Origin of the sequence: Actinomadura luzonensis (assembly GCF_022664455.2) — a bacterium.
GTDB lineage: Bacteria > Actinomycetota > Actinomycetes > Streptosporangiales > Streptosporangiaceae > Nonomuraea > Nonomuraea luzonensis.
Map to the genome: position 1 here is coordinate 210,276 of NZ_JAKRKC020000003.1, position 25,038 is coordinate 235,313.

The window sequence follows — 25,038 nt, forward strand, 5'->3', positions numbered from 1 at the left end:
ACTTAATTCCCCGTGGCGCGCCCGGTCGCGGGCATGCCGAAACCCCCGGGAGCGCGGCGTGAACGCACGCGCCCCCGGGGGCCGACCGGCAGGGTCGAGCCGGTCCGGACGGCAGGGCTTCCCCCGAGATGAAGCCCTGATCTCATCACGGCGACTGGGACCGCAACCCCCCGAGCGGGCCCAGTCATCATGTAAGACGCCTGGCGGGCTCCCGATGGTTGCTCGCCGTGACGACAATTTCACGAAGAGGTGCGAAGGGCCGAGAAGAAGCCGCCCGCGACGGCCCCCGCGTTGTAGTTCTTCGACAGCACCGCGACGGCCAGATCGCCCTGCCAGCCGACGAACCAGGTGAGCTGGTTGCCCGCCGTGGCCGTCACCCCGTACACCGGGGCGCGGCCCGCCTGGGCGGGCGTGCCGAGGGCGCCGGCCCGCATCATCTTGGTCAGGGCGGCGCGGACCTTCGGGTCCATCGGCACCGGGTCGGGCTGGGCCCGCGGCACGGTCTCGGCGGCCGGGTCGGGCGAGGTGGGCTCGGTGACGAGCACGGGCGGCCGCCAGGTGCCGGACGCCACCGCCGCCCCCACCAGCGCCATGCCGAGCGGGCTGACCTGCACGGTCTGCCCCGCGATGGCCTTGGCCTTGTCGGCGTCGCCGTCCAGCGACGGGAACGAGCCGCTGAACGACTTCAGCGGCAGCCGCCACTGCCGCCCCACCCCGAACGCCTCGGCGCTCTTCTTCAGGTCGTCGGCCTTGACGCGGCGGGCCAGGGAGGCCAGCGCGGTGACGCAGCCCTTGGCGAAGTTCTCCTGGAAGGTGCCCGCGGCGCCCCCGACGCCTCCGGTGCCCGTCGTCGTCTGCCCGGCGTGCGCGAACTTGGCCCCGCCGACCGTGCGCTCGGCCGGGCAGTCGAGCCGCTGCTTGGGGCTCACCCCGGCCTTGAGCAGCGCGTCGGCCGCCACGACGGAGAACGCCGTGCCCGCCGGGAACTTGCCGGCCAGGGCGTCCTTCTCCTGGTGCATGCCCTTGGTGGCGACCGCGCGGATCTCGCCGGTGTTCTTGTCGACGACGACCAGCGAGCTGGTGTCGGAGTCGGCCACGGCCTGCTCGGCCGCCGTCTGCATGCCGCGGTCGAGGGTGGTCTTGACCGAGACGTTCTGCCGGCCGGGCCACTCCTTGAGCTGCGCGGCCTCCTCGCCGGTCTTGAGGTCGAGCGTGATGACCTTGGTCTCGGTGGAGCCGGTCAGGTAGTTCTGGTACGCCTGCTGCAGGCCGCTCTTGCCGACGGAGTCACCGGCCCGCTGCGGGCCGCCGAGCTTCTGCTCGGTCTCGGGGGTGAGCGCGCTGACGCTGCCGACGATCTGCCGGGGCGCGTCGGGGTTGACCGGCTGGTCCTGCGGCACGACCTTGATGCCGGGGATGGCGCCGAGCTTGGACTGCAACGCCTGGTAGCGCGTCCGCCAGAAGGTCACCAGCGGCACGAACTTGTCCGGCGGGGACGACCTGATGCGGCTCAGCAGCCGGTCCTGGGCGTAGTCGGTGAGCTCCGACAGCCGGGCGACGACCTCCTCGGCCCGGTCGCCGAGCTGCGCGGGGTAGACGCCGGCGACGTAGAGCACGGTGTCGGTCTGCAGCGGCTCGCCGCTGCGGTCGACGACCGGCTGACGCGGGTTGGGCGTGATGTCGACCGCGAAGCGCTCGCCGTCCTTGAGCTGCGGGTGCAGCACCGACGGCGACCAGCGCACCTTCCACGACCCGTCGACCAGGTGCAGCGGCAGCACGCCGTCGTACTCCCAGAGCGGGTTGTTCTCGCCCAGGTCGACCTCGGCGCGGAAGTCGGCCTTGGACGCGTCGCCGTCCACCGTGACGCTCTTGATCTTGAAGCGGAACGAGGCCGCGTCGAGCTCCAGCTTGGCGTCCGACAGGGCCTTGCGCACCGTCGCCTGGTCGCCGTCGGTGCGGCCGGCGGCCAGCTCGTAGTCCTCGGTCTGCCAGCCCACGAGGAAGTCGCGCACCGCGTCGTGCGGCGACGGCTCCTCGAAGCAGCCGGTCAGGGTGGTGCACGCGACCGCCAGGGTGACGGTCGCGGACAGCGTGCGGCGGGCGCGTCTCATCGTGGGCGGTGCCGCGTCTCTCATCTGCTGCGGTAGCGCAGGGCGCGGGCCATCTCCCGCTTGGCCTGCTGCTCCGCCAGCGACTGCCGCTTGTCCCAGTCCTTCTTGCCGCGCGCGAGGCCGATCTCGACCTTGGCCCGGCCGTCCTTGAAGTACAGCGACAGCGGGACGATCGTCAGCCCGCCCTCCTTCGTCTTGACGGCGAGCTTGTCGATCTCCTTGCGGTGCAGCAGCAGCTTGCGCTTGCGGCGGGCCGAGTGGTTGGTCCACGTGCCCTGCGCGTACTCGGGGATGTGCACGTTGAGCAGCCACGCCTCGTCGCCGTCGATGCTGGCGTAGCCGTCGACGAGCGAGGCGCGGCCCTCGCGGAGCGACTTCACCTCGGTGCCCTGCAGCACGAGCCCCGCCTCGAAGGTGTCCTCGATGTGGTAATCGTGCCGAGCGCGTTTGTTCTGGGCGATGACCTTCCGCCCGGTCTCACGTGGCATGCTTCGACTTTACCGGCGTTCCGTCACACTCTGAGGTAGCGGCGGAGGGTGACGAAGGACGCGAGCACACAGATCACCACTCCGATGATCATCGTGAACGTGATCGTCTGCGCCACCGCGTCCCAGCCGAGCTGGGCGGTCGGGCCGCCGACGAACGAGCCCAGCTCCTCGAACAGCATCACCTTCGTGACGATCAGGATGACCGCCGCGAACACGCCGCCGATGAGGCCCGCGATCACGCCCTCCATGATGAAGGGCAGCTGGATGTAGAGGTTGGAGGCGCCGACCAGGCGCATGATGCCGGTCTCCCGCCGCCGGTTGAACGCCGACAGCCGGACGGTGTTGCCGATGAGCAACGCCGCCGCCAGCACCAGGATGATCGCGACCGCGAGCGCGTAGTAGGCGAGCTTGTCGAGCATCTGGAAGAACGGCCCGACGAGCTGCTTCTGGTCGGTCACCTGGGACACGCCCGGCTGGCCCTGGATGGCCTGGATGACCGACTGGTAGTTGTTGGGGTCGGCCACCTTGATCCGGAACGAGGTCGGCATGTCCTCGACCTTGGTGGCGCTCAGCAGGGCCTTGTTGGAGGCGAAGGCCTCCTGGAAGTTCTGGTAGGCCGTGGACTGGTCCTCGTAGAAGACCTCCTTGACGCCCGGGGTGCCCTGGAGGTGCTGCTGGAGGGTCTTGGTCTGGGCCTGGGTGATGGCCTTGCCGTTGCACGCCTCGACGGCCGACCCCTTGGTGCACAGGAAGACCGAGATCTCCACTTTGTCGTCCCAATACCCGCGGATCAGGCCGACCTGGGCGTTGATCATCAAGCCGACGCCCAGCATCGCCATACCGACCGCAACGGTGATGACCACCGCGATCGTCATGGTCAGGTTGCGACGGAGGCCGATCCAGACCTCGGAGAAGATGAAGTTCGCCCGCATGTTCTGTCTACAGCTCCCTGTCAGTACGCCTGGCCGTAAACGCCACGCGACTGGTCACGGACGATCTTGCCGTCCTCCAGCTCCACCACACGCTTGCGCATGGAGTCGACGATGGCCGCGTCGTGCGTGGCCATGACGACCGTGGTGCCAGTCCTGTTGATGCGGTCGAGCACCTTCATGATGCCGATGCTCGTCGCGGGGTCGATGTTGCCCGTGGGCTCGTCGGCCAGCAGGATCATCGGCCGGTTCACGAACGCGCGGGCCATGGCGACGCGCTGCTGCTCGCCACCGGACAGCTCGTCGGGCATGCGGTGCGCCTTGCCCTCCAGGCCGACCAGCTCGATGACCTCGGGGACCACCTTGCGGATGAACCGCCGGGGCTTGCCGATGACCTCGAGCGCGAACGCCACGTTCTCGTAGACGTTCTTGTTGGGCAGCAGCCGGAAGTCCTGGAACACGCAGCCGATGCGGCGGCGCAGGTGCGGCACCTTGAAGTTGGAGAGGCGGGCGAGGTCCTTGCCGGCGACGTGGATCGCGCCGGAGTTGGGCCGCTCCTCCTTGAGGATCAGACGCAGGAACGTGGACTTGCCTGACCCCGAAGGGCCGACGAGGAACACGAACTCGCCCTTGTCCACGTCTACGGATACGTGGTCGAGGGCGGGCCGGTTCTGGTTCGCGTAGACCTTGGTGACATTATCGAAATGGATCACGAGAGCATCACGGCATGCCAGTCTAGGGGTCAGGACGGAAGCGAGGGTGGCACATGCCCCTTCCCGCCACCGGCCACTCGGCGGCCGTCGCCTTTACCGATGATCGACGTTCCGATTGGCCAGACGACAGTCTAGGGGGAAGACTGGCATGGAACGTCCATAACGGAAACAAAACGATTGTGCGGCTAGACTTGGGGCTGACATGAGTTGCGAACACCTCGTATGCGCGCAGTGCGCCCACCCCGTCATCGAGGGCCGCTGCCCGCTCTGCCGCGCCGCTCGCGAGCGGATGCACCAGCACGGCTTCGCCGGGCTGTCGCCCGCCCTGATCGCCCTGCTCCTCGTCGTGCTGCTCTTCGCGACGCTGGCGGTCAAGCACCTGAGCGGCCTGTAGCCGCCGGGCCGCGAGCCGCCGGCCGGAGCGACCGGGCGGCCCATTCCGGCCGGTCGGCTACTCCGCCGCGCCCGACTCCTGCCGGCGCATCCAGCGGATCTCCGACTCGATGAACCCGTCGAGGTCGCCGTCGAGCACCGCCGACGGGTTGCCCGCCTCGGTGCCCGTGCGCAGGTCCTTCACGATCTGGTACGGGTGCAGCACGTAGTTGCGGATCTGGGTGCCCCACGACGTGGTGGTGGCCCCGCGCAGCTCCGACATCTTCTCCGCCTCCTCCTGCCGCTTGCGCTCCAGCAGCTTGGCCTGGAGCACCGCCATGGCGGTGGCGCGGTTCTGGAGCTGCGAGCGCTCGTTCTGGCAGGAGACCACGATGTTGGTCGGCAGGTGGGTGATGCGCACGGCGGAGTCGGTGGTGTTGACGCCCTGGCCGCCGGGGCCGCTGGAGCGGTAGACGTCGACGCGGATCTCGTCCTCGTTGATGTCGATGTGGTCGGTCTGCTCCACGACCGGCACGACGTCGACGCCGGCGAAGGAGGTCTGCCGCCGCCCCTGGTTGTCGAACGGGCTGATGCGGACCAGGCGGTGCGTGCCGTGCTCGCCGCGCAGCGTGCCGTAGGCGTAGGGCGCCTTGATGGTGAAGGTGGCCGACTTGATGCCGGCCTCCTCCGCGTAGGAGGTGTCGTAGACCTCGGTGGCGTAGTTCTTCCGCTCGGCCCAGCGCAGGTACATGCGCAGCAGCATCTCGGCCCAGTCGGCCGCGTCGACGCCGCCGGCCTGCGCGTTGATGGTGACCAGGGCCTCGCGGGCGTCGTACTCGCCCGACAGCAGGGTGCGGACCTCGAGCGCGCCGATGTCGGACCTCAGCGAGTCCAGTTCCTTGTCGGCCTCGGCCCGCGTGTCGGCGTCGCCCTCCTCGGCCGCCAGCTCGTAGAGCACGCCGAGGTCGTCGAGGCGGCGCGCGACGCCCTCGACCCGGTTGAGCTCGCCCTGGAGGTGGGACAGCTTGCTGGTGACCTTCTGGGCCTGCTCGGGGTCGTCCCAGAGGTCGGGCGCGGCGACCTGCTGCTCCAGCTCCTCGATCTGCTTGCGCATCGCGTCGAGGTCGAGCACGTCCTGGATGCTGCGGAGCGTGCCCGCGAGCTCGTTGATCTCTTCTGCCGGATCGATGCCTGCCACGTCTCCCAAGGGTACGCGACCCTCGCGTGCCCGAATAACATGGCGAGGTGCGTGCATACGGGCGGCGGTGGCTCCTGGCGCTCGCCTGCGGCATGCTGGCCGGGGCGACCGCCTGCTCGGGCGCGGCCGCGCCGCCCCCTCCCACCAGGTCGGCGGCCGCCGTGTCGGCCACGCCCACGCCCTCGCCGAGCCTGGTGGCGATCACCAGGGCCGAGGCGGGCGAGGTGTTCCGGCGGATCATCCTCACCGACGACCGGCTGCGCGTGAAGAGCCCGCTCGAAGGCCGGCTCGGCCTCGCGGCCGACCTGACCACCGGCGGGCAGACGCCGCTCAGCGTGGCCGCGTACCTGTCCACCGGCTACGCGCCGCCCCGCCACCGGTGGGGCGCGCCCACGCTCTACGTGCCCAGGTTCGCCCCCGGCGAGACCGCGCCCTGGTTCAGCGCGCTGGTGACCCGCGACGGGCGGCCCGCGTTGCTGACCTTCGCCCGTTCCGACGACTGGCGGCTCAGCTCGGCGGCCGAGCTGCTGCCGGGGCAGCGGGTCCCGGACATCGCGCTGGACGCCGAGGGCTACGCGACGGCGCTGGCCGCCGACGACAGGACGGTCACGATCAGCCCGCAGTTCATGCAGCCGGTGCACGCCAGCGTGGCCGAGACCGGCAAGTCGGGGGTGACGGCGGGGCTGGTGGCGGCGGGGCCGTACACCACGGAGATCGCCGAGCAGATCGCGGAGCTGCGCGAGAAGGCGAAGGCCGACGGCTACAGCTACGACTCCATCTTCAGCGCCGACAACTTCCCCGTGTACGCCCTGCGCACGGCCGACGGCGGGGCGCTGATCCAGTACTCGCTGTCGCGGACCACGACCACCACCACCAAGACCGCCGAGGACGACTGGGGCATCCCGGTGCCCGACACCGCCCGCTGGGCCGTCGACCCGCCCGTGCGCCGCTCGCTGCGTCTGGTCGAGACCCATCAGTTCGCCACCGCGGTGCCGCCGATCGCCAAGGCCGGCGCGGCGGCCGTCATCGCGCACGACGGAGGGTTGACGCGCGCCTCGGGCACCTGACCCTTTGAGCAACTCAGGTTGACTAAGCGGCGCTTAGTCAACTACGGTTGCTTGTATGCCGGCAGAAGACCCCACCGTTCCCCAGGACCCCGCCGACGCGCTGGCCGCGGTCGTCGCCCTGCGACGGCTCGCCGACCGGCTGGAGGACGCCGCCGTCGAGCAGGCCATGCGCGCGGGCTGGAGCTGGCCGGAGGTCGCCGAGGCACTCGGCGTGACCCGCCAGGCGGTCCACAAGAAGCACGCCCCGCGGCTGATCGCCGCGGGCGTCGCGCTGAGGAGACGACAGTGAGCCGGATCGACCACTACATCGACGCGATCATCAAGCGGGGCATCACCGAGGCACGCGAGGACGGCTCCACCGCCGTCGAGGCCCACCACCTGCTGCTCGGGATCGCCGCCACGGACGGCACGGCCGCCCACCGCGTCCTGACCGCCGCCGGTCTCGGCCGGGCGGACGTCAGGCGGGCGCTGGACCGCGAGTTCGAGCACAGCCTGGCCGCCGTCGGCGTCCAGCCCGCCGCCTACGGCCTGCCCCGGCCCTCCCCCGACCCGGAACGAAAGCCGAAGCTCGGCGCCTCCGGCCGGCTCGCCATCGAACGCGGCTTCGCCCTCGCCACCGGCAAGCGCGACCTGCGCCCCGCCCACCTGCTGCTCGGCATCCTGGAAGCCGAGGTCGGCACCGTCCCGCGCGCCCTCGCCCTGGCCGGCATCGACCGCACCGACCTGCGGGCCCGCACCCGCGACACCCTCGCCCGCGAAGCCTGGTAGCCCCCCGGCCCCGCACAGCCCCTCCCTCGCGACGCGCCCGGACGCCGGGCGACGCCGCCGTGCCCGCGCGCCCGGAAGCCGCGGGCGACCCCAGCTCCCTCCTCCGACGAGAGGCCCCCTATGACCCAGGACGACAAGCTCGTGCTCGACGTGGACGGCCTGCGCATGCGTTACGGCGACACCGACGTCCTGCATGACGTGACCTTCCAGGCGCGCCGCGGCGGGACGAGCGGTGGCGGGCGCGGCTCGGGATCGTGCTGCAGTCGTGGCGCGACCACGGCAAATGGCGGGTGCGGGAGCTGCTGGCCCACCTCGGCGGCTACTACGCCGCCTGGGCCACCCCGGAGATCCCGCGCCCGTGGGACGCCGACGAGCTGATCGCGGCCGTCGGCCTGACCGGGCACGCGGGCAAGAAGGTCAAGACGCTGTCGGGTGGCCAGCGGCGCCGCCTGGACGTGGCGATCGGGCTGGTGGGACGTCCCGAGGCGCTGTTCCTGGACGAGCCGACGGCCGGGTTCGACCCGCGGGCCAGGCACGAGTTCCACGAGCTGGTCCGCGGCCTGGTGGCCGACGGCGCGACGACGGTCCTGCTCACCACGCACGACCTGGACGAGGCCGAGAAGCTGGCCGACCGCATCCTCGTGCTGACCGGCGGCCGGATCGTCGCCGACGGCACCGCCGCCGAGCTGGCGCGGAGCATCGCGAGCGAGGACGAGGTGCGCTGGCTGCACGGCGGCCGGCGGCACGCGCGGCGGACCCAGGACTCGACCCGGCTGGCGCGGGAGCTGTTCGCCCGGCACGGCGAGGAGGTCCAGGAGCTGGAGGTCCGGCGGGCCTCGCTGGAGCAGTCGTACCTGGCGCTGGTGCGGGAAGCGGAAGGGGCGGGCCGGTGAACGCGGCGGTGTTGCGTGCGGGCTGGTCCCGCGGCCTGATCGAGCTGCGGCAGTTGTTCACGAACGGGGCCGAGCTGTTCTCGCACGTCCTGTGGCCGGCGCTGATGGTGGCCACCTTGTTCTTCCTGCGCGACCTGTCGTTCGGCGGCGTGCCGCTGGGCGTGCTGGCGTTACCCGGCATCCTCGGCATGAACGCCGCGACCGGCATGATCGGCATGTCCCAGCAGCTCACGGCGGACCGCGAGGACGGCACGCTGCTGCGGGCCAAGGCGACCCCGCACGGGATGCCCGCCTACCTGCTGGGCAAGGTGATCGCGGTCGCCGGCGGGCTGCTCGCCGACCTGCTGATCTTCCTGGTGCCGGCCGTGCTGGTGGTCGGGGACGGCCTGGCGGTGCGGCCGGGGTCCTGGCCGGCGCTGGCGTGGGTGCTGGTGCTCGGGCTGGCCGCCACGCTGCCGGCCGGGGCGGTGCTGGGGGCGGCGTTCACCAGCGCGCGGGCGCAGGGGCTGGTCCAGCTTCCGTTCCTCGCGGTGATCGGGATCTCCGGCGTCTTCTACCCGATCGTGGTGCTGCCGGTCTGGCTGCAGGCGGTCGCGCAGGTGTTCCCGGTCTACTGGATGGGGCTCGAGATGCGCGCGGCGTTGCTGCCGGACGCGGCGGCCGCGGTCGAGATCGGCGGGTCGTGGCGGCCGGTGGAGACGGCCGCCGTGCTGGCCGCGTGGGCGGTGGCGGGCCTGCTGCTCGCGCCCGCCGTGCTGCGGCGGATGGCGCGCGGTGAGTCGGGCGCGAGCGTCGCGGCCCGCCGCGAGCGGGCGCTGCGGCGGATCGGCTGACCCCACCACAGCACCCGCGAAGCACCCGCGCGCCGCGCTCTATGCCTCCGTGTGCGGCAGGTTGCTGGCGGCCACCAGCGTGCGGATGGCCCGCAGCGCGACCGACAGCGTGGCCAGGTCGAAGTTGTCGCTCTCCCAGATCTCCGACAACGTCTGCCTGGCCCGCGAGACGGCCGCCGAGTTGGCCTCCGACCAGCGGGCCAGCCGCTCCTCCGGCGGCAGGCCCGGCTTGCTGTGGGCCAGCACGTCCCTGGTCAGGGAGGCGTGCGCGGCGTAGAGGTCGTCGCGCAGCGCCGAGCGGGCCATGGAGTTCCACCGGTTGTCGCGGGGCAGCGCGATCACGCGCTCGCGCAGGCGGGCGAGCTGGAGCCGGTCGGCCAGGTCGAAGTAGACCTCGGCCACCTCGCTGACCGGCCGCTCGGTGAGCGAGGCGATCTCTACCAGGTCGAGCGTCGAGTACGCGGGCACCATGGCGGCCACCCGCTCGGCCAGCTCCTGCGGCACGCCCCGGGCCAGGAACGAGTCGCGGCGCTCCTCGTAGGCGGCCTGGTCGGGCCCGGTGAGCAGCTTGGGCACGTGGGCCATGAGCCCGTTGACGCCCTTGACGAAGAAGCTCGCCGACCCGGCGAGGTCGAGCGGCGGCCGGCGGTTGGCCAGCAGCCAGCGGGTGCCGCGCTCGACCAGCTTGCGCGCCTCCAGCAGCATCGCGATCTGGGTGGCGGTGTCGACCTGGTTGTCCAGGGCCTCCACGGCCCGGTAGAAGCCGGGCAGGTCGAAGACCTCCCGCGCCACCAGCCAGGCCCGCACGATGTCGGGGGCCGAGGCGCCGGTCTCCTCGCCGAAGCGGTGCATGAACGTGGTGCCCATGCTGTTGACCAGCTCGTTCACCACGCAGGTGGTGATGATCTCGCGGCGCAGCGGGTGCGCGTCCATGTAGGTGCGGAACCGCTCCCGGAGGGCCGACGGGAAGTACGAGACCAGCCACGACTCCAGGTAGGGCTCGTCGGGCAGCTCGGAGCTCAGCAGCTCGGCGTCCACGACCAGCTTGGTGTAGGCCAGCAGGACCGAGAACTCGGGCGCGGTGAGCCCGAGCCGGGCCTGGCGGCGCTCGGCCAGCGTCTTGTCCGAGGGCAGGAACTCCAGCTCCCGGTTGACCAGCCCCTCGCGCTCCAGCCGCCGCAGGTAGCGGGAGTGGATGTGCAGCATCTCGACGGCCTGGGTGCGGGCCGCGTCGAGGACGACGTTCTGGGCGTGGTTGTCGCGCAGCACGAGGTCGGCGACCTCGTCGGTCATGGACGTGAAGACCTGGTTGCGCTGCTTGTCGGTCAGCTCGCCGTCGCGCACGACCTGGTCGAGCAGGATCTTGATGTTGACCTCGTGGTCGGAGGTGTCGACGCCGGCCGAGTTGTCGATGAAGTCGGTGTTGACCAGCCCGCCGCCGCGCGCGAACTCGATGCGGGCGAGCTGGGTCAGGCCGAGGTTGCCGCCCTCGCCGATGACCTTGCAGCGCAGGTCGGCGGCGTTGACGCGGAGCGCGTCGTTGGCCTTGTCGCCGACGTCGGCGTGCGACTCGGCCGTGGCCTTGACGTAGGTGCCGATGCCGCCGTTCCACAGCAGGTCGACCGGGGCCTTGAGGATGGCGCTGATCAGGTCGTGGGGGGCGAGCGAGGTGACGCCGGACGGGATGCCGAGCGCCTCGCGCATCTGCGGCGTGATCTGGATGGACTTCGCGGAGCGGGCGAACACCCCGCCGCCGGGCGAGATCAGCTTGGCGTCGTAGTCCTCCCAGGAGCTGCGCGGCAGCTCGAACAGGCGCTGCCGCTCGGCGAAGGAGCGGGCGGCGTCCGGGGAGGGGTCGACGAAGATGTGCCGGTGGTCGAAGGCGGCCACGAGGCGGATGTGCCGGGACAGCAGCATGCCGTTGCCGAACACGTCGCCCGACATGTCGCCGATGCCGGCCACGGTGAAGTCGGTGGTCTGGGTGTCGACGCCCATCGTGCGGAAGTGGTACTTGACCGACTCCCAGGCGCCGCGGGCGGTGATGCCCATGGCCTTGTGGTCGTAGCCGATGGAGCCGCCGGAGGCGAAGGCGTCGCCCAGCCAGAAGCCGTAGTCCTTGGCGACGGCGTTGGCGATGTCGGAGAAGGTCGCGGTGCCCTTGTCGGCGGCGACGACGAGGTAGGGGTCGTCGCCGTCGTGGCGGACCACGTCGGGCGGCGGCACGACCTTGCCGTCCACGAGGTTGTCGGTGACGTCGAGCAGGCCGGAGATGAACGTGCGGTAGCAGGCCACGCCCTCGGCCAGCAGCTCCTCGCGGCTGCCGCCCACCGGGGGACGCTTAACGACAAATCCACCTTTAGACCCAGTCGGCACAATAACGGTGTTTTTCACCATTTGCGCCTTCACCAGGCCCAGGATCTCCGTCCGGAAGTCCTCCATCCGGTCCGACCACCGCAGCCCGCCGCGCGCCACCTTCCCGAACCGCAGATGCACGCCCTCCACCCGCGGCGAGTACACGAATATCTCGAACTTCGGCCGCGGCAACGGCAGCACGCTGATCGCCTGCGGGTCGAATTTGAGAGATATGTACGATTTGCGGTGCCCATCCACCTTTTGGAAGTAATTGGTGCGCAATGTCGCCTGGATCATCTCCAGGTACGCCCGCAGGATGCGGTCCTCGTCCAGCGAGGCCACCTCGTCCAGCGCCCCCAGGATCTCCTCGCGCAGGGCGTCCACCAGGTCGGCGCGCAGGTCCTCGTCGCGCCGCGGGTCGAGCCTGGCCTCGAACAGCTTGACCAGCAGCCGCGCCAGCCGCACGTTGCCGGTGAGCACCTTCTCCATGTACGGCTGCGAGAACGTGCCCCCGGCCTGCCGCAGGTACTTGGCGTACACCCGCAGGACCTCGACCTGCTCCCAGGTCAGCCCGCCCCGCAGGATGAGCGCGTTGAGGTCGTCGGCCTGCACCCGTCCCTTCCACAGGGCCCGCAGGCCGTCCTGGAACAGGCGCTTGAAGTCGTTCCTGTCCACCTCGGCCGAGGGCGTGTAGCGCAGCCCGAAGTCGTAGATCCAGGCGTTCTTGGTGGCCGGGTCGTTGTCGCGGTCGACTTCGTACGGCCGCTCGTCCACCACCTCGACGCCGAGCCGCTGGATGAGGGGCAGCGCGTGGGAGAGCGAGATGGGCGAGCCGATCTTGTAGATCTTGAGCCGCCGCTCCCCCTCGGCCGCGTCGTACGGCTCGTAGAGGTTGATGCCGACCTCGTCGTCGTCGCCCGCGGCGACCAGCCCCTCCAGGCGGCGCAGGTCGACCACGGCCACCTTGGGCGGGAAGTCGGCCTTGTAGCCCTCGGGGAAGGCGGCCGAGTAGCGGCGGGTGAGCGCCGGCGCCTCCTCCTCGGAGGTCATCTCGCCGAGCGCGGCGGCCAGGTCGTCCTCCCAGGAGCGGGTGATCGCGGCCAGGCGGGCCTCCAGCTCCTCCACGTCCACGCCGGGCTGCGGGAGCTGCCGGCCGCGCTCGCCCCGCACCACCACGTGCAGGCGGGCCAGCACCGACTCGCCGATCATCGCGCTGTAGTCGAGCGAACGGCCGCCGAGCGCCTTGAGCAGCACCTCCTGCATCTTCAGCCGCACCTTGGTGGTGTAGCGGTCGCGCGGCAGGTAGATGAGGCAGGAGATGTAGCGGCCGTAGTCGTCGCGGCGCAGGAACAGCTTGACCTGCTTGCGCTCGCGCAGCCGCAGCACGCCGAGCGCGATCGGCAGGAGCTGCTCGATCGAGGTCTGGAACAGCTCGTCGCGCGGGAAGGACTCCAGGATCTCGATGAGGTCCTTGCCGTCGTGGCTGTCGGGGGCGAGGCCGGCCCGGTCGAGGACGTCGGCCAGCTTGCGCCGCAGCACCGGGATGCGGGAGATCGACTCGTTGTAGGCCACGTGCGTGAACAGGCCGAGGAAGCGCCGCTCGCCGACCACCTCGCCGTCCGGCGAGAACAGCTTGACCCCGATGTAGTCGAGGTAGGTCGCCCGGTGGACGGTGGCCCGCGAGTTGGCCTTGGTGATGATCATGAGCTGCTTGTCCCGCGCCCTGGCCCGCACCTCGGCGGGCAGCGCGGAGAAGCTCTCCGAGCCGATCTTGTCGTCGCGCAGGATGCCCAGCGCCGCGCCCGGCTGGGCCAGCAGCGCCGCGCCCTGGTCGGTGTCCTCCAGGCGGTACTCGCGGTAGCCGAGGAAGGTGAAGTGCCCGTCGGCGAGCCAGCGCAGCAGGTCGATGCTGTCCTCGACCTCGGCCGGCTCCAGCGGCGGCGGGTTCATGCTGAGGTCCTCGGCCGTCTGGACGGCCAGCGCCCGCATCTTCCTGAAGTCCTCGACCGCGTGGCGCACGTCGGTGAGCACCCGCTGCAGGTCGGTCTCCAGCGCCTGCAGCGCCGCCGGGTCGGCCTGCCGGTCGATCTCGATGTGGATCCAGGACTCCACCAGCATCTGGCCGGTGACGTCCTCCTGGCCGCGGCCCAGCATGCGGCCGGTCATGTCCCTGCGCACCCGCATCTGCGGGTGGACCACCAGGTGGGTGCCGAGGTCGTGCCGGTCCAGCTCCATCGTCACCGAGTCGACCAGGAACGGCATGTCGTCGGTGACCACCTCGACCACGGAGTGCCCCGGGTCCCACCCGTTCTCCTCCAGCGTGGGGGTGAAGGCGCGGACCACGGCGCGGCCCTGGGGGCGCTGCTCGGCGAGCTGCCGCTGCGACATGGCGGGCCCGTACACGTCCACGGGGTCGCGGTCGAGCAGGTCCTCGGGGGCCACGTGACGGTAGTAGAGCCGCAGGAAGGACAGCGCCTCCTCGGCGGTCACGTGCTCGCTGCTCGCCACGCAGCTCTCGGCCGCTCGCTGGAGCAGCTCGTCCTTGGCCTCGTCGAGGGGCATGTCAGGTCTCACTCCTTTGTGAGGGTTCGCCGTGGCCGGTCGCGGCCAGGCTTCTGGTTCCCACCGCGGCGGGAAGTAGTGCGGGCGCGGGCATCCGCGCAGGCAGAAGGCGCCCATGACGGGTCCGCCACAGGTCGTCGTGGGACCGGCGGTCTTCGGACACGGCCGGCAGCGGGGCTCACGGTCTCGTCGTCGATGACCGGAAGACCTCGCCGGGAGAGGGCGGCAGGGCAAGCATCCCACAACGCAGGACGGTCCTGGGGCGTCGTCGTCCCCAGGACATGGGCCTGCTCCATCGGCGCCGGCCGATGCGGGAGATGGGGCGCATCACCGTCGATGCCCACCGAACACCTCCCCCTGAACCGCCTTACCGCTTCCGATACCACCCGAAATGGGGATGGACGTCAACGCGACATCGACATCGGGGGGTCGTCGTCGGACGCGGAGGGGGTGTTCTTCAGCACGTCGAGCTCGTCAGGCAGCTCGACGAGCTCGACGAGCTCGCGCTGGCACTGCTCACACGTGTCGAGGTGGCGTTCGAACGCCTCGTTCTCCTCGTCATCGAGGACGCCGAGGACGTAGGCGGCCACCCCGTCGTGCATCAGCCGGCTACCCCCTTGTCCCGCAGCAGTTCGCGGAGAGCCCGGATCCCGTAGTAGAGCCGGGACTTCACCGTGCCCGGCGGTATCCCCAGAATCTCCGCCGCTTCACTTATCGTACGGTCTCGAAGGTAGGTCTGCTCAATGACTTCGCGGTGTTCTTCGGACAGACTGCGCAGCGCGTCGGCGACGACGATCGCCGACAGGGCTCGCTCAGAGCCGTCCGGCACCGCCATCATGTCGACTTCCGGCGGCTCGACCTCGTGAGGCCGGACGCTCTTGCGTCGACGTCCGTCGATGACGATCCGGCGGGCTACCGTGAGTAGCCACGCCCATAAGAGGCTTGGTTCCCATTGCAGTCTTGCCGAGTTACGCCAGGCCCGGACGAGCGTCTCCTGTACGACGTCCTCGGCCCACTGGAGGTCGTTACCTGTACTTTTGCGCACGTGGCGCAGCAGAGGGCCGCCGAACTCCTGGTAAAGCACCGCGATGCGATGCTCCGCCTCGGCTTCAGCACTCTCGAACCTGCCGTCGAGGTGACCTAGCACGGGGCACATCTTTACACCTTTGTTATCCGTCCGGTAGCCACTCCGATAACTCCAGTCATTTCTAACTATTCCCGGCCATAGCTGAACCTGGCCCGCCGGCGCCGCGTACCTCCGACCATGCACAGGCTTTTGCGAGGCGAGCTGTTCATGCTCGGCGGCTTCATCCTGGCCGCCGCCGTGACGATCGTGCTGGTCATGCCCCCGTCGATCGACCCGGCGGCCGCCCAGTTCACGCAGACGTCCGCGGGGCCGCTGACCGCCGCCGACCGAGACCTGCTCATCAAGGTGCGGCAGGCCGGGCTGTGGGAGATGCCCGCGGGCGACATGGCCCAGACCCGCGCCGAGGCGCAGCGGGTCAAGGAGGTCGGCCGGTTGATCATGGAGGACCACAAGAAGCTGGACGCCATGACCGTCCAGACCGCCAAGAAGCTGGGCGTCGCCATCCCCGACGAGCCCAACGCCGACCAGCAGCGCTGGCTGGCCCAGCTCGCCGCCGAGAGCGGCCCCGCCTTCGACAAGGACTTCGCGAACCTGTTGCGCGCCGCGCACGGCAAGGTCTTCACCGTCGTGGCGGGCGTACGGGCCGGGACCCGGAATGCGGAGATCAGGAAGTTCGCCCAGGAAGGCATCAACTTCGTCATGCGCCACATGACGCTCCTGGAGTCCACCGGCCTGGTCGATTTCGGGCAGCTCCCCGAGGCCCCCACGCCCTCCCCAGCACCACCCGTCGCTCTGGCGGTCGACACGAGGAGACACTAAATGACGAGTTCCAGACGCATGGCCGCGGCCATGTCCGCCTTGGCCGTGGTGGCTAGCGGGCTGGTGTCCGCGGCCGTCATCGGCGTCGGTCCCGCGCGGGCCGATCACTGCGACCCCGCCGAGCAGCCCTCCCAGGGCCAGCAGCAGAACAACCAGCGGCAGCGGAACGCGGACCAGCAGGGCCAGGACGACCAGCAGACCGGCGACCAGCAGCAGAACGACCAGCAGGGCCAGGACCAGCAGGGTCAAGACCAGCAGCAGAACGGCGACCAGCAGCAGAACGGCGGCCAGAACGACCAGCAGGCCGGCGACCAGCAGCAGGGCCAGGACCAGCAGCAGGCCGACGACCAGCAGGCCGCCCAGGGCGGCGCCAAGCTGCTCGACCCGGCCGCCTCCCCCGAGGCCGCCCCTGAGGACACCCCCGCGGACGAGCAGACCGCCTCGACCTTCTCGCGCCGCCGCAACAACCCCACCAGGACGGCCACCCCGGTCCCGACGAACACCCGCGGCAACGGCGGCAACAACGGCGGCAACAACAACGGCGGCAACGGCACCGCGTCGCCCACCGCCTCCCCGACCGGCTCGGCGACGAACGACCCCGACGAGGCCGAGTGCGCCGACCTCGGCCCGTTCGTCGAGGACTTCGTCGACATCCGCCAGGTCCCGCCGCAGCGGTTCGGCGTGCGCTTCAACCGGAACGGCTCGCGCGGCACCTTCGTCTCGCAGTGCGGCAGGAACGAGAACAGGCACAACAACCCCGACAACTTCATCGTGGCCCCGGGCGTGAGCAACGGCGCGCACCACATCCACGACTACGTGGGCAATGTGTCGACGGACGCCTTCTCCACCGACGAGAGCCTGGCCGCGGCGGGGACCACCTGCCGGCTGGGCGACAAGTCCACCTATTTCTGGCCGGTGCTCAGGGACCGCAAGGTCGACCAGAACACCAACGACCCCGACGGCAACGTCGGCCAGCAGCTCACCGCCCGCTCGGTGCAGCTCCAGTTCCGCGGCAACGCCACCTCCCGGGTGGTCGCCATGCCGAGGTTCCTGCGGATCATCACCGGCGACGCGAAGGCCGCGACCAACGGCCCGGCGAACGCGAAGGCCGCCTGGACCTGCACGGGATTCCAAAATCGCATAACGAACGACAAATATCCGCTTTGCCCGCGCGGCAGCCTCGTCGTTCGTATCCTGGACTTCCCGAGCTGCTGGGACGGGCAGAACACCGACAGCGCCAACCATCGCACGCACGTGGTCTTCCCCGACCAGAGCGGTGCCTGCCCGCAGGGCACGCGAGCGATCCCGCAGCTCCGCATGACGCTCACCTACTCGGTGCCGCAGGGTCCGTCGTACGCGCTGGACGCCTTCCCCGAGCAGAAGCACAACCCGGTCACCGACCATGCCGACTTCGCCAACGTCATGCCCGACCGGCTGATGCAGACCGTCGTCTCCTGCATCAACCGGGGCCGCCGTTGCTGACCTGAGAACGCGCCCGCGAAGGGTCACACCGCCTTCCGAGTCGCACCCTCACCCGACCTTGGAGGGAAATAGATGCTCCACAGACGACACCCCCGGCATCACGCCACCCAGCTGGACACCCGAAGCGTCCGGCTGGGGGCCAGCGCCACGGTCATGGCTCTCCTGCTGTCGGCGTTCGCGCTGACCAGGACCGAGCGCGGGATCGAGCTGCTCGGCCGCGGGGTCGGCTTCCTAGAGTTCTACGCGGGCGTGTTCGCCCTGGTGCTGCTGACCGCGACGGTCGCGCTCGGCATCATCACCACCGAACGCGTCTTCCTGTCCCCGGCCAACCGGGTCAGGGCGCAGCTCGCCCACCGGGCCACCGCCCTGATCGGCATGGCCTACCTGGTCACGCACCTCTCCCTCATGATCAGTCTCGGCCACGTCCCGCTGGGGGCGGCGTTCGTCCCGGTGGCCGGGATCTACGTGGCCCTCGGGACCGTGGCCCTCGACCTGATGGTGGTGGCCGTGGTCACCGGGATGGTCCGGGGACGGTTCGCGGTGAAGAACCGGCCGTGGATGTGGCGGGTCATGCACTCCGCCGCCTACCTGGCCTGGCCCATCGGCATCATGCACGGGCTCACCGCCGGCCGGCCACCGGCGGGCTGGGTGGCCTGGTCGTACGTGGCCAGCCTGGCGGCGGTCGGCGGGGCGCTGATCGTACGCGTGCTGGCCTCGCTGCGCCGGCCGCCCGTCGTCACCGAACGGGTCGAAGGGCCCGCGGTGACCGCTCCGGCCGCCGTGGGCGTCCCCGCCGAGCGGCCGCAGAAGGTCGCCGCGGGCAACGCCGCCGCCACGGCGGCGGCCATGCGGAACGCGCCGGTGAGCCTCGCCGAGGCCCGCCGCAGATACCGGGAGGCCGGATGACCCTGATTCTCATCGCGAAGGAGCGACTGTGATCCCGGCCCGAGTGCCAAGGGTGTTACGGATGGGTCCGGCCCGGCTGACCGCCGGGCTGGACCACTGCCGTCGCCTCGACCTGCCCGCCCACCGCACCCTCCACGGCGTCGTGGAGCCGCGGGAGCTGGGCGAGCTCATCTCCTACGCCAACGAGGTCGACATGCGCGGGCGGGGCGGCGCGGCCTTCCCGTTCGCGCGCAAGCTGCGGGCGGTGGCCGACGCCGCCGGCTCCAACGGCGAGAGCGTCGTGCTGGTCAACGGCGCCGAGGGCGAGCCGGCCAGCTCCAAGGACGCCATGCTGCTGACCCGCAACCCGCACCTCGTCCTCGACGGCGCGGTGCTGGCCGCCGAGGCGCTCGGGGCCAGGGAGGTGGTGGTGGCCACGGCCGGGGGCGAGGTGGCCGAGGCGTCCGTCGCCGCCGCCGTGGCCGAGCGCCGGGCCGCCAACGTCTCCGGCGGGGCCGAGAGCCGGGTGCCGATCCGGGTGGTCGGCATCAAGGAGCGCTTCATCTCCGGCGAGGGCGGCGCGCTGGTCAGGGCCGTCAACGGCGAGGAGGGCATCCCGCCGGGCCGCAAGAAGCGGGCCGCGACGAGCGGCGTGGACGGGCTGCCGACGCTGCTGTCCAACACCGAGACGTACGCGCAGCTCGCGCTGCTGGCCGAGTACGGCCCCCAGAAGTACGCCGCGGTCGGCACCAGCAAGGAGCCGGGCACGATCCTGCTCACCGTCAGCGGCGGCGCGGCGCACGGCGCGGTCATCGAGACGCCGACCGGCACGCTGCTGGCCGACGTGCTCGCCATGTGCGAGGCCGACATCGGCGACGGCGTGCTGATCGGCGGCTACCACGGCGCGTGGCTGTCGGCGGAGGCCGTCGAGACGGCGGTGATCTCCCGCGAGGGCATGAAGGCCGCCGGCGCGACGCTGGGGGCCGGCATCATCGTGCCGCTGGGCGAGTCCACGTGCGCGCTCGGCGAGGCCGCCCGGGTCGCCTCGTACCTGGCCAGCGAGTCGGCGGGCCAGTGCGGCCCGTGCCGGCTCGGCCTGCCGGACGTGGCCAAGCTGATGAACGCGCTGGTCGAGGGCGCCGGCTCGGTCGACGCCGTACGGCGGGCGGTGCGGCTGGTGGAGCGGCGCGGCGCCTGCTTCCACCCCGACGGCACCGCCAAGTTCGTGCTGTCGGCGCTGGACGCCTTCGAGGCGGAGATCGCGCTGCACCTGGAGCACGGCTCGTGCGGCCGGCCGGTGCGCGGCGTGATGCCGATGCCGGAGCGCGCGGCCGAGCTGGAGTACCGGCTGGAGGTGGACTGGTCGCGCTGCCAGGGGCACGGGCTGTGCGCGCACCTGCTGCCCGAGTTCGTGGACCTGGATGACTACGGCTTCCCGTCCTTCCGCAACGTCCCGGCGTGGATGGTCAAGGAGGCGCGGCGGGCCGTGGACATGTGCCCGGCGCTGGCGCTGCGGCTCGCGCAGTCCAGCGGGGACGGGCACGGGCCGGGCCCGTCGAAGTCGACCGGGTCGCCGCTGCGGCTGGTCAAGGACGGCGTGATGAAGGCGGCCAGCGTGCCCCGGCTGGCCCGCGCCGGAGCCGGAGGAGGGGCCGCCGGGTGACGAAGCTGTGACCAACCCGGTGCTCCATGCCGGCGTCTCACCGTTGAGCACGAGGGACGGGGAGACGTTCATGGATCGCCGGGATTTCCTGCGCGCGGCGGCGGCGGCCCCGCTCGCGGGCGCGTTCGGGGCGAGCGCGCGCGGCGCGGCCGCGCCCGACTGGGCGGGGCTGCGCGGCAGGCTGTCGGGGTCGCTGGTGCGGCCGGCCGACGCCGGGTACGCCGCCGCCCGCCGCCTGTTCAACCCGGCCTACGACCGGATCAGGCCGGGCGGCGTCGCCTACTGCGAGAGCGCGGCCGACGTGGCCGCGTGTCTCGCCTTCGCCCGGGCGGGCGGCATCCCCGTCACCGCCCGCTCGGGCGGCCACTCGTACGCGGGCTGGTCCACGGGCACCGGGCTGGTCGTCGACCTGTCGCGGATGAACGCGGTCAGTCACGCGGGCGGCCACGCGGGCGGCCGGGCCACGGTGGGCGCGGGCGCCCGGCTCATCGACGTCTACGACCGGCTGGCCCGCAGCGGCGTGAGCGTGCCCGCCGGCTCCTGCCCGACGGTGGGGGCGGGCGGCCTGACGCTCGGCGGCGGGATCGGCGTCGTGTCCAGGAAGCACGGGCTGACCTGCGACGTCCTGGAGTCGGTGCGGGTGGTGACGGCCGACGGCCGGGTGCTCGACTGTGACGCCACGCGGCATCCCGACCTGTTCTGGGCCTGCCGGGGCGGGGGCGGCGGCAACTTCGGCGTGGCGGTGTCCTTCACCTACCGGACGTTCGAGGCCGGCCAGGCCACCGTGTTCTTCCTGCACTGGCCGTGGTCGAAGGCGGGCGCGGCGGTGCGCGAGTGGCAGGCGTGGGCGCCGGCCGCCCCGGACGAGCTGTGGTCGTCGCTGCACCTGACGCGCTCGGCGAGCGGGCTGGACGTGGAGGTCGTGGGCACCTACCTGGGCGGCGCGGCGGGCCTGGAGCGGGCGCTGGCCCCGCTGACGGCGCGGCTCGGCCGGCCCGCCCGCCGGTACGTGCGCACGGTCCCCCACCTGGAGGCCATGAAGATCATGGGCGGCTGCGGCTCGCGGAGCACGGCCGAGTGCCGGCGCGTCCCGCGCACGTCGTTCGCGGCCAAGTCGCACCTGGCCTACCGGCGGCTGCCGGCGCCCGGCGTGCGGGCGCTGGTGGCCGGGGTGGCGCGCGGCGGGCGGCACTCGGTGCTGCTGGACGCGATGGGCGGCGCGATCGGGCGGGTGGCCGCGACGGCGACGGCTTTCCCGCACCGGGCGGCGTTTTACAGCGTGCAGTATTACCAGGAGGGAATGGACCGCGCTTGGCTACGCGCCATTCACGCTGATATGTCCGATTATTTCGGGAACCATGCGTATGTGAATTACCTCGACCCCGATTTACCGGACTGGCGGAGCGCCTATTACGGCGCCAACGCGGCCCGGCTGGCGGCGGTCAAGGCCGCCTACGACCCCGGCCGCCTGTTCCGCCTCCCCCAGGGCGTGTGACCGGGCTCAGCGCTTGAAGACCTTGCCGCGCACGTACACCGGGTCGCCGATCTTGACGATCTCGAACAGCCGCTTGGAGACCGACATCGGCACCCGCACGCAGCCGTGCGAGGCCGGCCGCAGCGGCACCTGCGTCGAGCCGTGCAGGGCGATGCCGCCGACGAAGTAGAGCGAGTTGAACATCGAGCCCAGCCGCCCGGTCGTCCAGCCGGGCGCGCGGCTGGACACGCGGAAGTCCCCCACCGGCGTCACGGCGTTCCCGCAGTGCCCGTTCTCGCAGTAGTGCACCTCCGCGCCCGAGGAGATGTGCGAGGTCAGCACGGGCCGGCGGTTGCGGTAGACGGTGAGGAGCTGGTCGCGCAGGTCCACCTCCACCCGGTTCGGGCCGCCGGTCGACACCATGGGCCGCTGGCGCGAGCGCCGCTCGAACGCCTTCCACACCTCCGGGCCGACCGCGCCCTTCGGCATGAGCCTGCGGGTCTTCTGGAAGGCCCAGACCGCGTACCTGGTCTGGTCGTCGTACACGCCGTTCAGCCGGCCCCAGTAGAAGCCGCCCGCGTGCAGCCTGCGCTGCAACGTCCGCACGTCCTCGCCCCGGTCGCCGGGCTTCAGCACGACCTCCGGCGCCGTCTCCGCGTACGCCGCGACCGGCACGCCCAGCAACGCCGAAAAGCCGCATCCCATAACGAGTGCCGCAATTCCCCGTACCTTTGTCCTCATGTATCGCGCGTACCCGAACCACCGAATAACCACCCACGGGTTCCGGAAAACAAGTCGCAATCCTCCCGCGCGACCCGGGAAGATGTGGTGGTATGCGTAACTGGCCGCTTTTCGACCTGTCCATCACGACTCCTCGCCTCGTGCTCCGCCTCCCGTCCCTGGCGGACCTCGACGAGCTGGCCGACCGCGCCGCCGAGGGCGTCCACGAGGAGGGCTTCATGCCGTTCCTGTTCCCCTGGACCGACGGGGAGCCGGCCGAGCGGGCCAGGCGGACCGCGCAGTACCACTTCCGCGCCTGGGGCGCCCTGACCCCCGAGGACTGGGCGCTGGAGTTCGCCGTCCTGCACGAGGGCGTGGTGGTGGGCACCCAGGGGGTCATGGCCAAGGACTTCGCCGTCACCCGCGAGGTCTCCACCGGCTCCTGGCTCGGCCGCCGCTTCCACGGGCGGGGCATCGGCACCGAGATGCGGGCGGCCGTGCTGCACCTGGCCTTCGCCGGGCTCGGCGCGCGGCACGCGGTCACGCAGGCGTTCGAGGACAACCACGCCTCGCTCGCGGTCACCCGCAAGCTCGGCTACCGCGAGGACGGCATCACCCTGCACAACCGCAGGGGCGAGGCGGCGGTCACCCAGCGCTTCCGGCTGCGCGCCGGGGAGTGGGCCGAGACCCCCGGCGTCGAGGTCCACGGGCTGGCCCCGTGCCTGCCGCTGCTGGGCCTCGACGGCTCCTGAGCCGCCGCGAATAGCCTGATTTACCGGCACTTCTGGGGAGGTTTTACCCTAGAACGGTATTCGAGCCTGGAGGTGGCCGTGGTCACGGGTGTGCTGATCGACTGGGGCGGGGTGCTCACCACCAGCCTCACCGACTCCATCGCCAAGTGGATCGAGGCGGACCGGATCGACGCCGAGCACTACCGCGCCGTCATGCGCGAGATGATCGACCACGCCTACGGCGACGGCGCGGGCGAGAGCGCCGTCCACGCGCTGGAGCGCGGCGAGCTCGACGGCCCCGCCTTCGAGCGCGACCTCGCCGCCCGCCTGGTGACGCTCGACGGGGTGCCGCCGGTCGCCGAGGGCCTGCTGGAGCGCATGTTCGCGGGCTTCGACCGGGTCGAGGCGATGTACGACATGCTGCGCGACGTACGCTCCCACGGCGTCAAGACCTGCCTGGTGTCCAACTCCTGGTCCAACACCTACCCGCGCGACGACTGGGACGAGGTCTTCGACGCCGTGGTCATCTCCGGCGAGGTCGGCATGCGCAAGCCGGAGCCGCGCATCTTCCACCACGCGCTCGGCCAGGTCGGGCTGCCGGGCGCGGAGTGCGTGTTCATCGACGACATCGAGGCCAACATCGTGGCCGCCCGCGCCCTCGGCATGGCCGGGATCCACCACCGCGACGCGGACACGACCATCGCGGAGGTCGAGTCTCTCCTACGCCTCACGCTGCGACGGGCATGATAGGTGCCCTGCACGCCGGACCGACCCCCGGCGGCTGAAGCACGAAAGGTTCGTGATGCGCGTCTATCTGCCGTGCACGCTCCCGGCCCTGGCCACGGCGGTCAAGGCGGGAGAGGTGGGCCCGGCCCCGCTGACCGGCTACGCGGTGACCCCCGCGCTGACCGAGTGGTACGCCTCGGGAGACACCGAGGAGCTGGAGTACGTGGCGCTGACCGAGGCCGCCCGCGCCTCGCTGCGCATGCTGGCCGCCGACCGCGCCGACGGCGTCGAGGCCCCGCCGCGCCGGGTGGTGATCGCCGCCGAGGTGCCGGAGGGCTCCGCCAAGGCCGGCGCCGACCTGGAGGAGCGCGCCCGGGTGCGGCTCGCCGAGGCGGTCCCGCTGGCCAAGGTGGCCGCGGTGCACATCGACGACGTGGAGGCCGCGGCCGACATCGAGGCGGCCGTCGCCGCGCTGCCCGCCGCCGACGGGGGCGACGACGACGCCCGCTTCACCGTGGACGGCGCCGAGGCCCACGAGCTGATGTGGTACGCCACCCAGGAGATCCCCGACCTCCTGCGATCATGACAAAGATCACAATTCCTTGACCGCACGGAGCGAAATCTCGCTAAGGTCCCGACGCAGCACTGTTCTCTGACACGAGGAGTCGGTTCCAAGTGAAGCTTCGCGTTGTGGCGACCGCGGTGGGGGCCGCGGCGGTCACCCTCCTGGCAGGCTCCCCCGCCGTCGCGCAGGCCGCGGCGCTGAAGCCCTACGACCACAAGGACCCGTACCGCAGCGGCTGCGGCAACTCGGCGCGGGCCGTGCGCACCGCGCCGATCAACAGCCGGGCCAACGGCCGGGTCGGCACGATCAAGCTCATGTGGTCGGGCAAGTGCAAGACCAACTGGACCGAGATCACCACCGCCACCTCGGCGAGCGGCATGATCAGCGTCTACCGGAACGGCGCCAGCGACACCTTCCACTTCAAGAAGGGCAACGGCGGCCGGCACTGGGGCAACATGCTCTACGCCAACAACGTGTGCGCCTGGGGCAGCGCCACCGTCCAGTGGAACGGCGGGCGCGGCGGCCAGAACGGCTCCGGCAGCACCGGCAAGGCCTGCGGCTGACCTGCCGCCCACCCGGGTCGCGGCCACTCCGGCCGGC

Annotated in this window: 24 protein-coding genes; 15 read left to right on the forward strand and 9 right to left on the reverse strand. The window is 71.4% G+C overall.

The features are described from left to right. Nucleotides 1-239: 239 nt before the first annotated feature. From MF672_RS46035 to ftsE, 4 genes are read right to left on the reverse strand one after another with little or no spacing between them, the layout of a single operon-like run. Entirely contained in the window at nt 240-2,111 is a 1,872-nt protein-coding gene (locus MF672_RS46035) for a penicillin-binding transpeptidase domain-containing protein (protein ID WP_247815788.1), read from the reverse strand. Nucleotides 2,112-2,131: 20 nt separating this feature from the next. Continuing rightward, a complete protein-coding gene (gene smpB / locus MF672_RS46040; RefSeq protein ID WP_242376864.1) occupies nt 2,132-2,599 on the reverse strand; it encodes an SsrA-binding protein SmpB in 468 nt (155 codons plus the stop codon). Nucleotides 2,600-2,622: 23 nt separating this feature from the next. Continuing rightward, nucleotides 2,623-3,531, reverse strand: coding sequence for a permease-like cell division protein FtsX (ftsX, locus tag MF672_RS46045; protein WP_242376861.1), 909 nt, complete (start codon nt 3,529-3,531; stop codon nt 2,623-2,625). Between the two features lie 20 nt (nt 3,532-3,551). After that, complete coding sequence (gene ftsE / locus MF672_RS46050) at nt 3,552-4,241, reverse strand: cell division ATP-binding protein FtsE (RefSeq protein WP_091079803.1); 690 nt, start codon at nt 4,239-4,241, stop codon at nt 3,552-3,554. A gap of 202 nt (nt 4,242-4,443) precedes the next feature. Here ftsE and MF672_RS46055 point away from each other — a divergent pair, with 202 nt between their 5' ends. Next, nucleotides 4,444-4,635, forward strand: coding sequence for a hypothetical protein (locus MF672_RS46055; RefSeq protein ID WP_242376859.1), 192 nt, complete (start codon nt 4,444-4,446; stop codon nt 4,633-4,635). 57 nt (nt 4,636-4,692) lie between these two features. On the opposite strand, the gene prfB is transcribed toward MF672_RS46055, so the two are convergent. Further along, nucleotides 4,693-5,811, reverse strand: a complete 1,119-nt coding sequence (gene prfB / locus MF672_RS46060; RefSeq protein ID WP_242376856.1) for a peptide chain release factor 2 — start codon at nt 5,809-5,811, stop codon at nt 4,693-4,695. 47 nt (nt 5,812-5,858) lie between these two features. Here prfB and MF672_RS46065 point away from each other — a divergent pair, with 47 nt between their 5' ends. The 5 genes from MF672_RS46065 (at nt 5,859) to MF672_RS46085 (ending at nt 9,372) form a co-directional block, all read left to right on the forward strand. After that, nucleotides 5,859-6,878 carry a DUF8094 domain-containing protein gene (locus MF672_RS46065; protein WP_242376854.1) on the forward strand — a complete coding sequence of 340 codons (1,020 nt, stop codon included), beginning with the start codon at nt 5,859-5,861 and terminating at the stop codon, nt 6,876-6,878. 55 nt (nt 6,879-6,933) lie between these two features. Continuing rightward, on the forward strand, nt 6,934-7,167 hold the full coding sequence (locus tag MF672_RS46070) for an RNA polymerase subunit sigma-70 (protein WP_242376852.1): 234 nt from the start codon (nt 6,934-6,936) through the stop codon (nt 7,165-7,167). Then, the gene (locus tag MF672_RS46075) at nt 7,164-7,646 is read left to right on the forward strand and encodes a Clp protease N-terminal domain-containing protein (RefSeq protein WP_242376850.1); all 483 of its coding nucleotides are present in this window, start codon (nt 7,164-7,166) and stop codon (nt 7,644-7,646) included. The genes MF672_RS46070 and MF672_RS46075 overlap by 4 nt, the downstream gene beginning before the upstream one ends. 254 nt (nt 7,647-7,900) lie before the next feature. Next, complete coding sequence (locus tag MF672_RS46080; protein WP_308210669.1) at nt 7,901-8,539, forward strand: ATP-binding cassette domain-containing protein; 639 nt, start codon at nt 7,901-7,903, stop codon at nt 8,537-8,539. Then, nucleotides 8,536-9,372 (forward strand): ABC transporter permease, encoded by an 837-nt coding sequence (locus MF672_RS46085; RefSeq protein ID WP_242376848.1) that lies wholly within the window; start codon nt 8,536-8,538, stop codon nt 9,370-9,372. The genes MF672_RS46080 and MF672_RS46085 overlap by 4 nt, the downstream gene beginning before the upstream one ends. Nucleotides 9,373-9,411: 39 nt before the next feature. On the opposite strand, the gene MF672_RS46090 is transcribed toward MF672_RS46085, so the two are convergent. The 3 genes from MF672_RS46090 to MF672_RS46100 form a co-directional block, all read right to left on the reverse strand. Beyond that, complete coding sequence (locus MF672_RS46090) at nt 9,412-14,286, reverse strand: NAD-glutamate dehydrogenase (RefSeq protein WP_242376846.1); 4,875 nt, start codon at nt 14,284-14,286, stop codon at nt 9,412-9,414. Nucleotides 14,287-14,690: 404 nt separating this feature from the next. Next, complete coding sequence (locus MF672_RS46095; RefSeq protein WP_242376844.1) at nt 14,691-14,888, reverse strand: zf-HC2 domain-containing protein; 198 nt, start codon at nt 14,886-14,888, stop codon at nt 14,691-14,693. Continuing rightward, nucleotides 14,888-15,442: a sigma-70 family RNA polymerase sigma factor gene (locus MF672_RS46100; protein WP_242376842.1), complete on the reverse strand. Its 555-nt coding sequence runs from the start codon at nt 15,440-15,442 to the stop codon at nt 14,888-14,890. Before MF672_RS46100 ends, MF672_RS46095 begins: the two co-directional genes overlap by 1 nt. Before the next feature lie 108 nt (nt 15,443-15,550). On the opposite strand from MF672_RS46100, the gene MF672_RS46105 reads away from it, so the two are divergent. From MF672_RS46105 to MF672_RS46125, 5 genes are all read left to right on the forward strand, one after another. Continuing rightward, nucleotides 15,551-16,192 (forward strand): DUF4142 domain-containing protein, encoded by a 642-nt coding sequence (locus MF672_RS46105; protein ID WP_242376840.1) that lies wholly within the window; start codon nt 15,551-15,553, stop codon nt 16,190-16,192. Further along, the gene (locus tag MF672_RS46110; protein WP_242376838.1) at nt 16,193-17,674 is read left to right on the forward strand and encodes a DUF1996 domain-containing protein; all 1,482 of its coding nucleotides are present in this window, start codon (nt 16,193-16,195) and stop codon (nt 17,672-17,674) included. Nucleotides 17,675-17,746: 72 nt separating this feature from the next. Continuing rightward, nucleotides 17,747-18,580 carry a ferric reductase-like transmembrane domain-containing protein gene (locus tag MF672_RS46115; RefSeq protein ID WP_242376835.1) on the forward strand — a complete coding sequence of 278 codons (834 nt, stop codon included), beginning with the start codon at nt 17,747-17,749 and terminating at the stop codon, nt 18,578-18,580. A gap of 61 nt (nt 18,581-18,641) precedes the next feature. Then, on the forward strand, nt 18,642-20,222 hold the full coding sequence (locus MF672_RS46120) for an NADH-quinone oxidoreductase subunit NuoF family protein (protein WP_242376833.1): 1,581 nt from the start codon (nt 18,642-18,644) through the stop codon (nt 20,220-20,222). A 70-nt stretch (nt 20,223-20,292) separates the two neighbouring features. Further along, the gene (locus MF672_RS46125; RefSeq protein ID WP_242376831.1) at nt 20,293-21,717 is read left to right on the forward strand and encodes an FAD-binding oxidoreductase; all 1,425 of its coding nucleotides are present in this window, start codon (nt 20,293-20,295) and stop codon (nt 21,715-21,717) included. Between the two features lie 6 nt (nt 21,718-21,723). On the opposite strand, the gene MF672_RS46130 is transcribed toward MF672_RS46125, so the two are convergent. Then, nucleotides 21,724-22,371, reverse strand: coding sequence for a L,D-transpeptidase family protein (locus MF672_RS46130; protein ID WP_242376903.1), 648 nt, complete (start codon nt 22,369-22,371; stop codon nt 21,724-21,726). 158 nt (nt 22,372-22,529) lie between these two features. Here MF672_RS46130 and MF672_RS46135 point away from each other — a divergent pair, with 158 nt between their 5' ends. From MF672_RS46135 to MF672_RS46150, 4 genes are all read left to right on the forward strand, one after another. Then, entirely contained in the window at nt 22,530-23,168 is a 639-nt protein-coding gene (locus MF672_RS46135; RefSeq protein WP_242376829.1) for a GNAT family N-acetyltransferase, read from the forward strand. A 72-nt stretch (nt 23,169-23,240) separates the two neighbouring features. Next, the gene (locus MF672_RS46140; protein WP_242376827.1) at nt 23,241-23,894 is read left to right on the forward strand and encodes an HAD family hydrolase; all 654 of its coding nucleotides are present in this window, start codon (nt 23,241-23,243) and stop codon (nt 23,892-23,894) included. A 55-nt stretch (nt 23,895-23,949) separates the two neighbouring features. Next, the gene (locus MF672_RS46145) at nt 23,950-24,459 is read left to right on the forward strand and encodes a DUF6912 family protein (RefSeq protein ID WP_242376824.1); all 510 of its coding nucleotides are present in this window, start codon (nt 23,950-23,952) and stop codon (nt 24,457-24,459) included. 89 nt (nt 24,460-24,548) lie between these two features. Continuing rightward, on the forward strand, nt 24,549-25,001 hold the full coding sequence (locus MF672_RS46150; RefSeq protein WP_242376821.1) for a DUF2690 domain-containing protein: 453 nt from the start codon (nt 24,549-24,551) through the stop codon (nt 24,999-25,001). Nucleotides 25,002-25,038 lie beyond the last annotated feature (37 nt).

Excerpts from the sequence above, each read along its gene's own strand:
- MF672_RS46035 (WP_247815788.1), bottom strand. The coding sequence starts at position 2,111 with ATGAGACGCGCCCGCCGCACGCTGTCCGCGACCGTCACCCTGGCGGTC.
- smpB (WP_242376864.1), bottom strand. The coding sequence starts at position 2,599 with ATGCCACGTGAGACCGGGCGGAAGGTCATCGCCCAGAACAAACGCGCT.
- ftsX (WP_242376861.1), bottom strand. The coding sequence starts at position 3,531 with ATGCGGGCGAACTTCATCTTCTCCGAGGTCTGGATCGGCCTCCGTCGC.
- MF672_RS46055 (WP_242376859.1), top strand. The coding sequence starts at position 4,444 with ATGAGTTGCGAACACCTCGTATGCGCGCAGTGCGCCCACCCCGTCATC.
- MF672_RS46070 (WP_242376852.1), top strand. The coding sequence starts at position 6,934 with ATGCCGGCAGAAGACCCCACCGTTCCCCAGGACCCCGCCGACGCGCTG.
- MF672_RS46090 (WP_242376846.1), bottom strand. The coding sequence starts at position 14,286 with ATGCCCCTCGACGAGGCCAAGGACGAGCTGCTCCAGCGAGCGGCCGAG.
- MF672_RS46095 (WP_242376844.1), bottom strand. The coding sequence starts at position 14,888 with ATGCACGACGGGGTGGCCGCCTACGTCCTCGGCGTCCTCGATGACGAG.
- MF672_RS46100 (WP_242376842.1), bottom strand. The coding sequence starts at position 15,442 with ATGTGCCCCGTGCTAGGTCACCTCGACGGCAGGTTCGAGAGTGCTGAA.
- MF672_RS46105 (WP_242376840.1), top strand. The coding sequence starts at position 15,551 with ATGCACAGGCTTTTGCGAGGCGAGCTGTTCATGCTCGGCGGCTTCATC.
- MF672_RS46110 (WP_242376838.1), top strand. The coding sequence starts at position 16,193 with ATGACGAGTTCCAGACGCATGGCCGCGGCCATGTCCGCCTTGGCCGTG.
- MF672_RS46115 (WP_242376835.1), top strand. The coding sequence starts at position 17,747 with ATGCTCCACAGACGACACCCCCGGCATCACGCCACCCAGCTGGACACC.
- MF672_RS46120 (WP_242376833.1), top strand. The coding sequence starts at position 18,642 with ATGGGTCCGGCCCGGCTGACCGCCGGGCTGGACCACTGCCGTCGCCTC.
- MF672_RS46125 (WP_242376831.1), top strand. The coding sequence starts at position 20,293 with ATGGATCGCCGGGATTTCCTGCGCGCGGCGGCGGCGGCCCCGCTCGCG.
- MF672_RS46135 (WP_242376829.1), top strand. The coding sequence starts at position 22,530 with ATGCGTAACTGGCCGCTTTTCGACCTGTCCATCACGACTCCTCGCCTC.
- MF672_RS46145 (WP_242376824.1), top strand. The coding sequence starts at position 23,950 with ATGCGCGTCTATCTGCCGTGCACGCTCCCGGCCCTGGCCACGGCGGTC.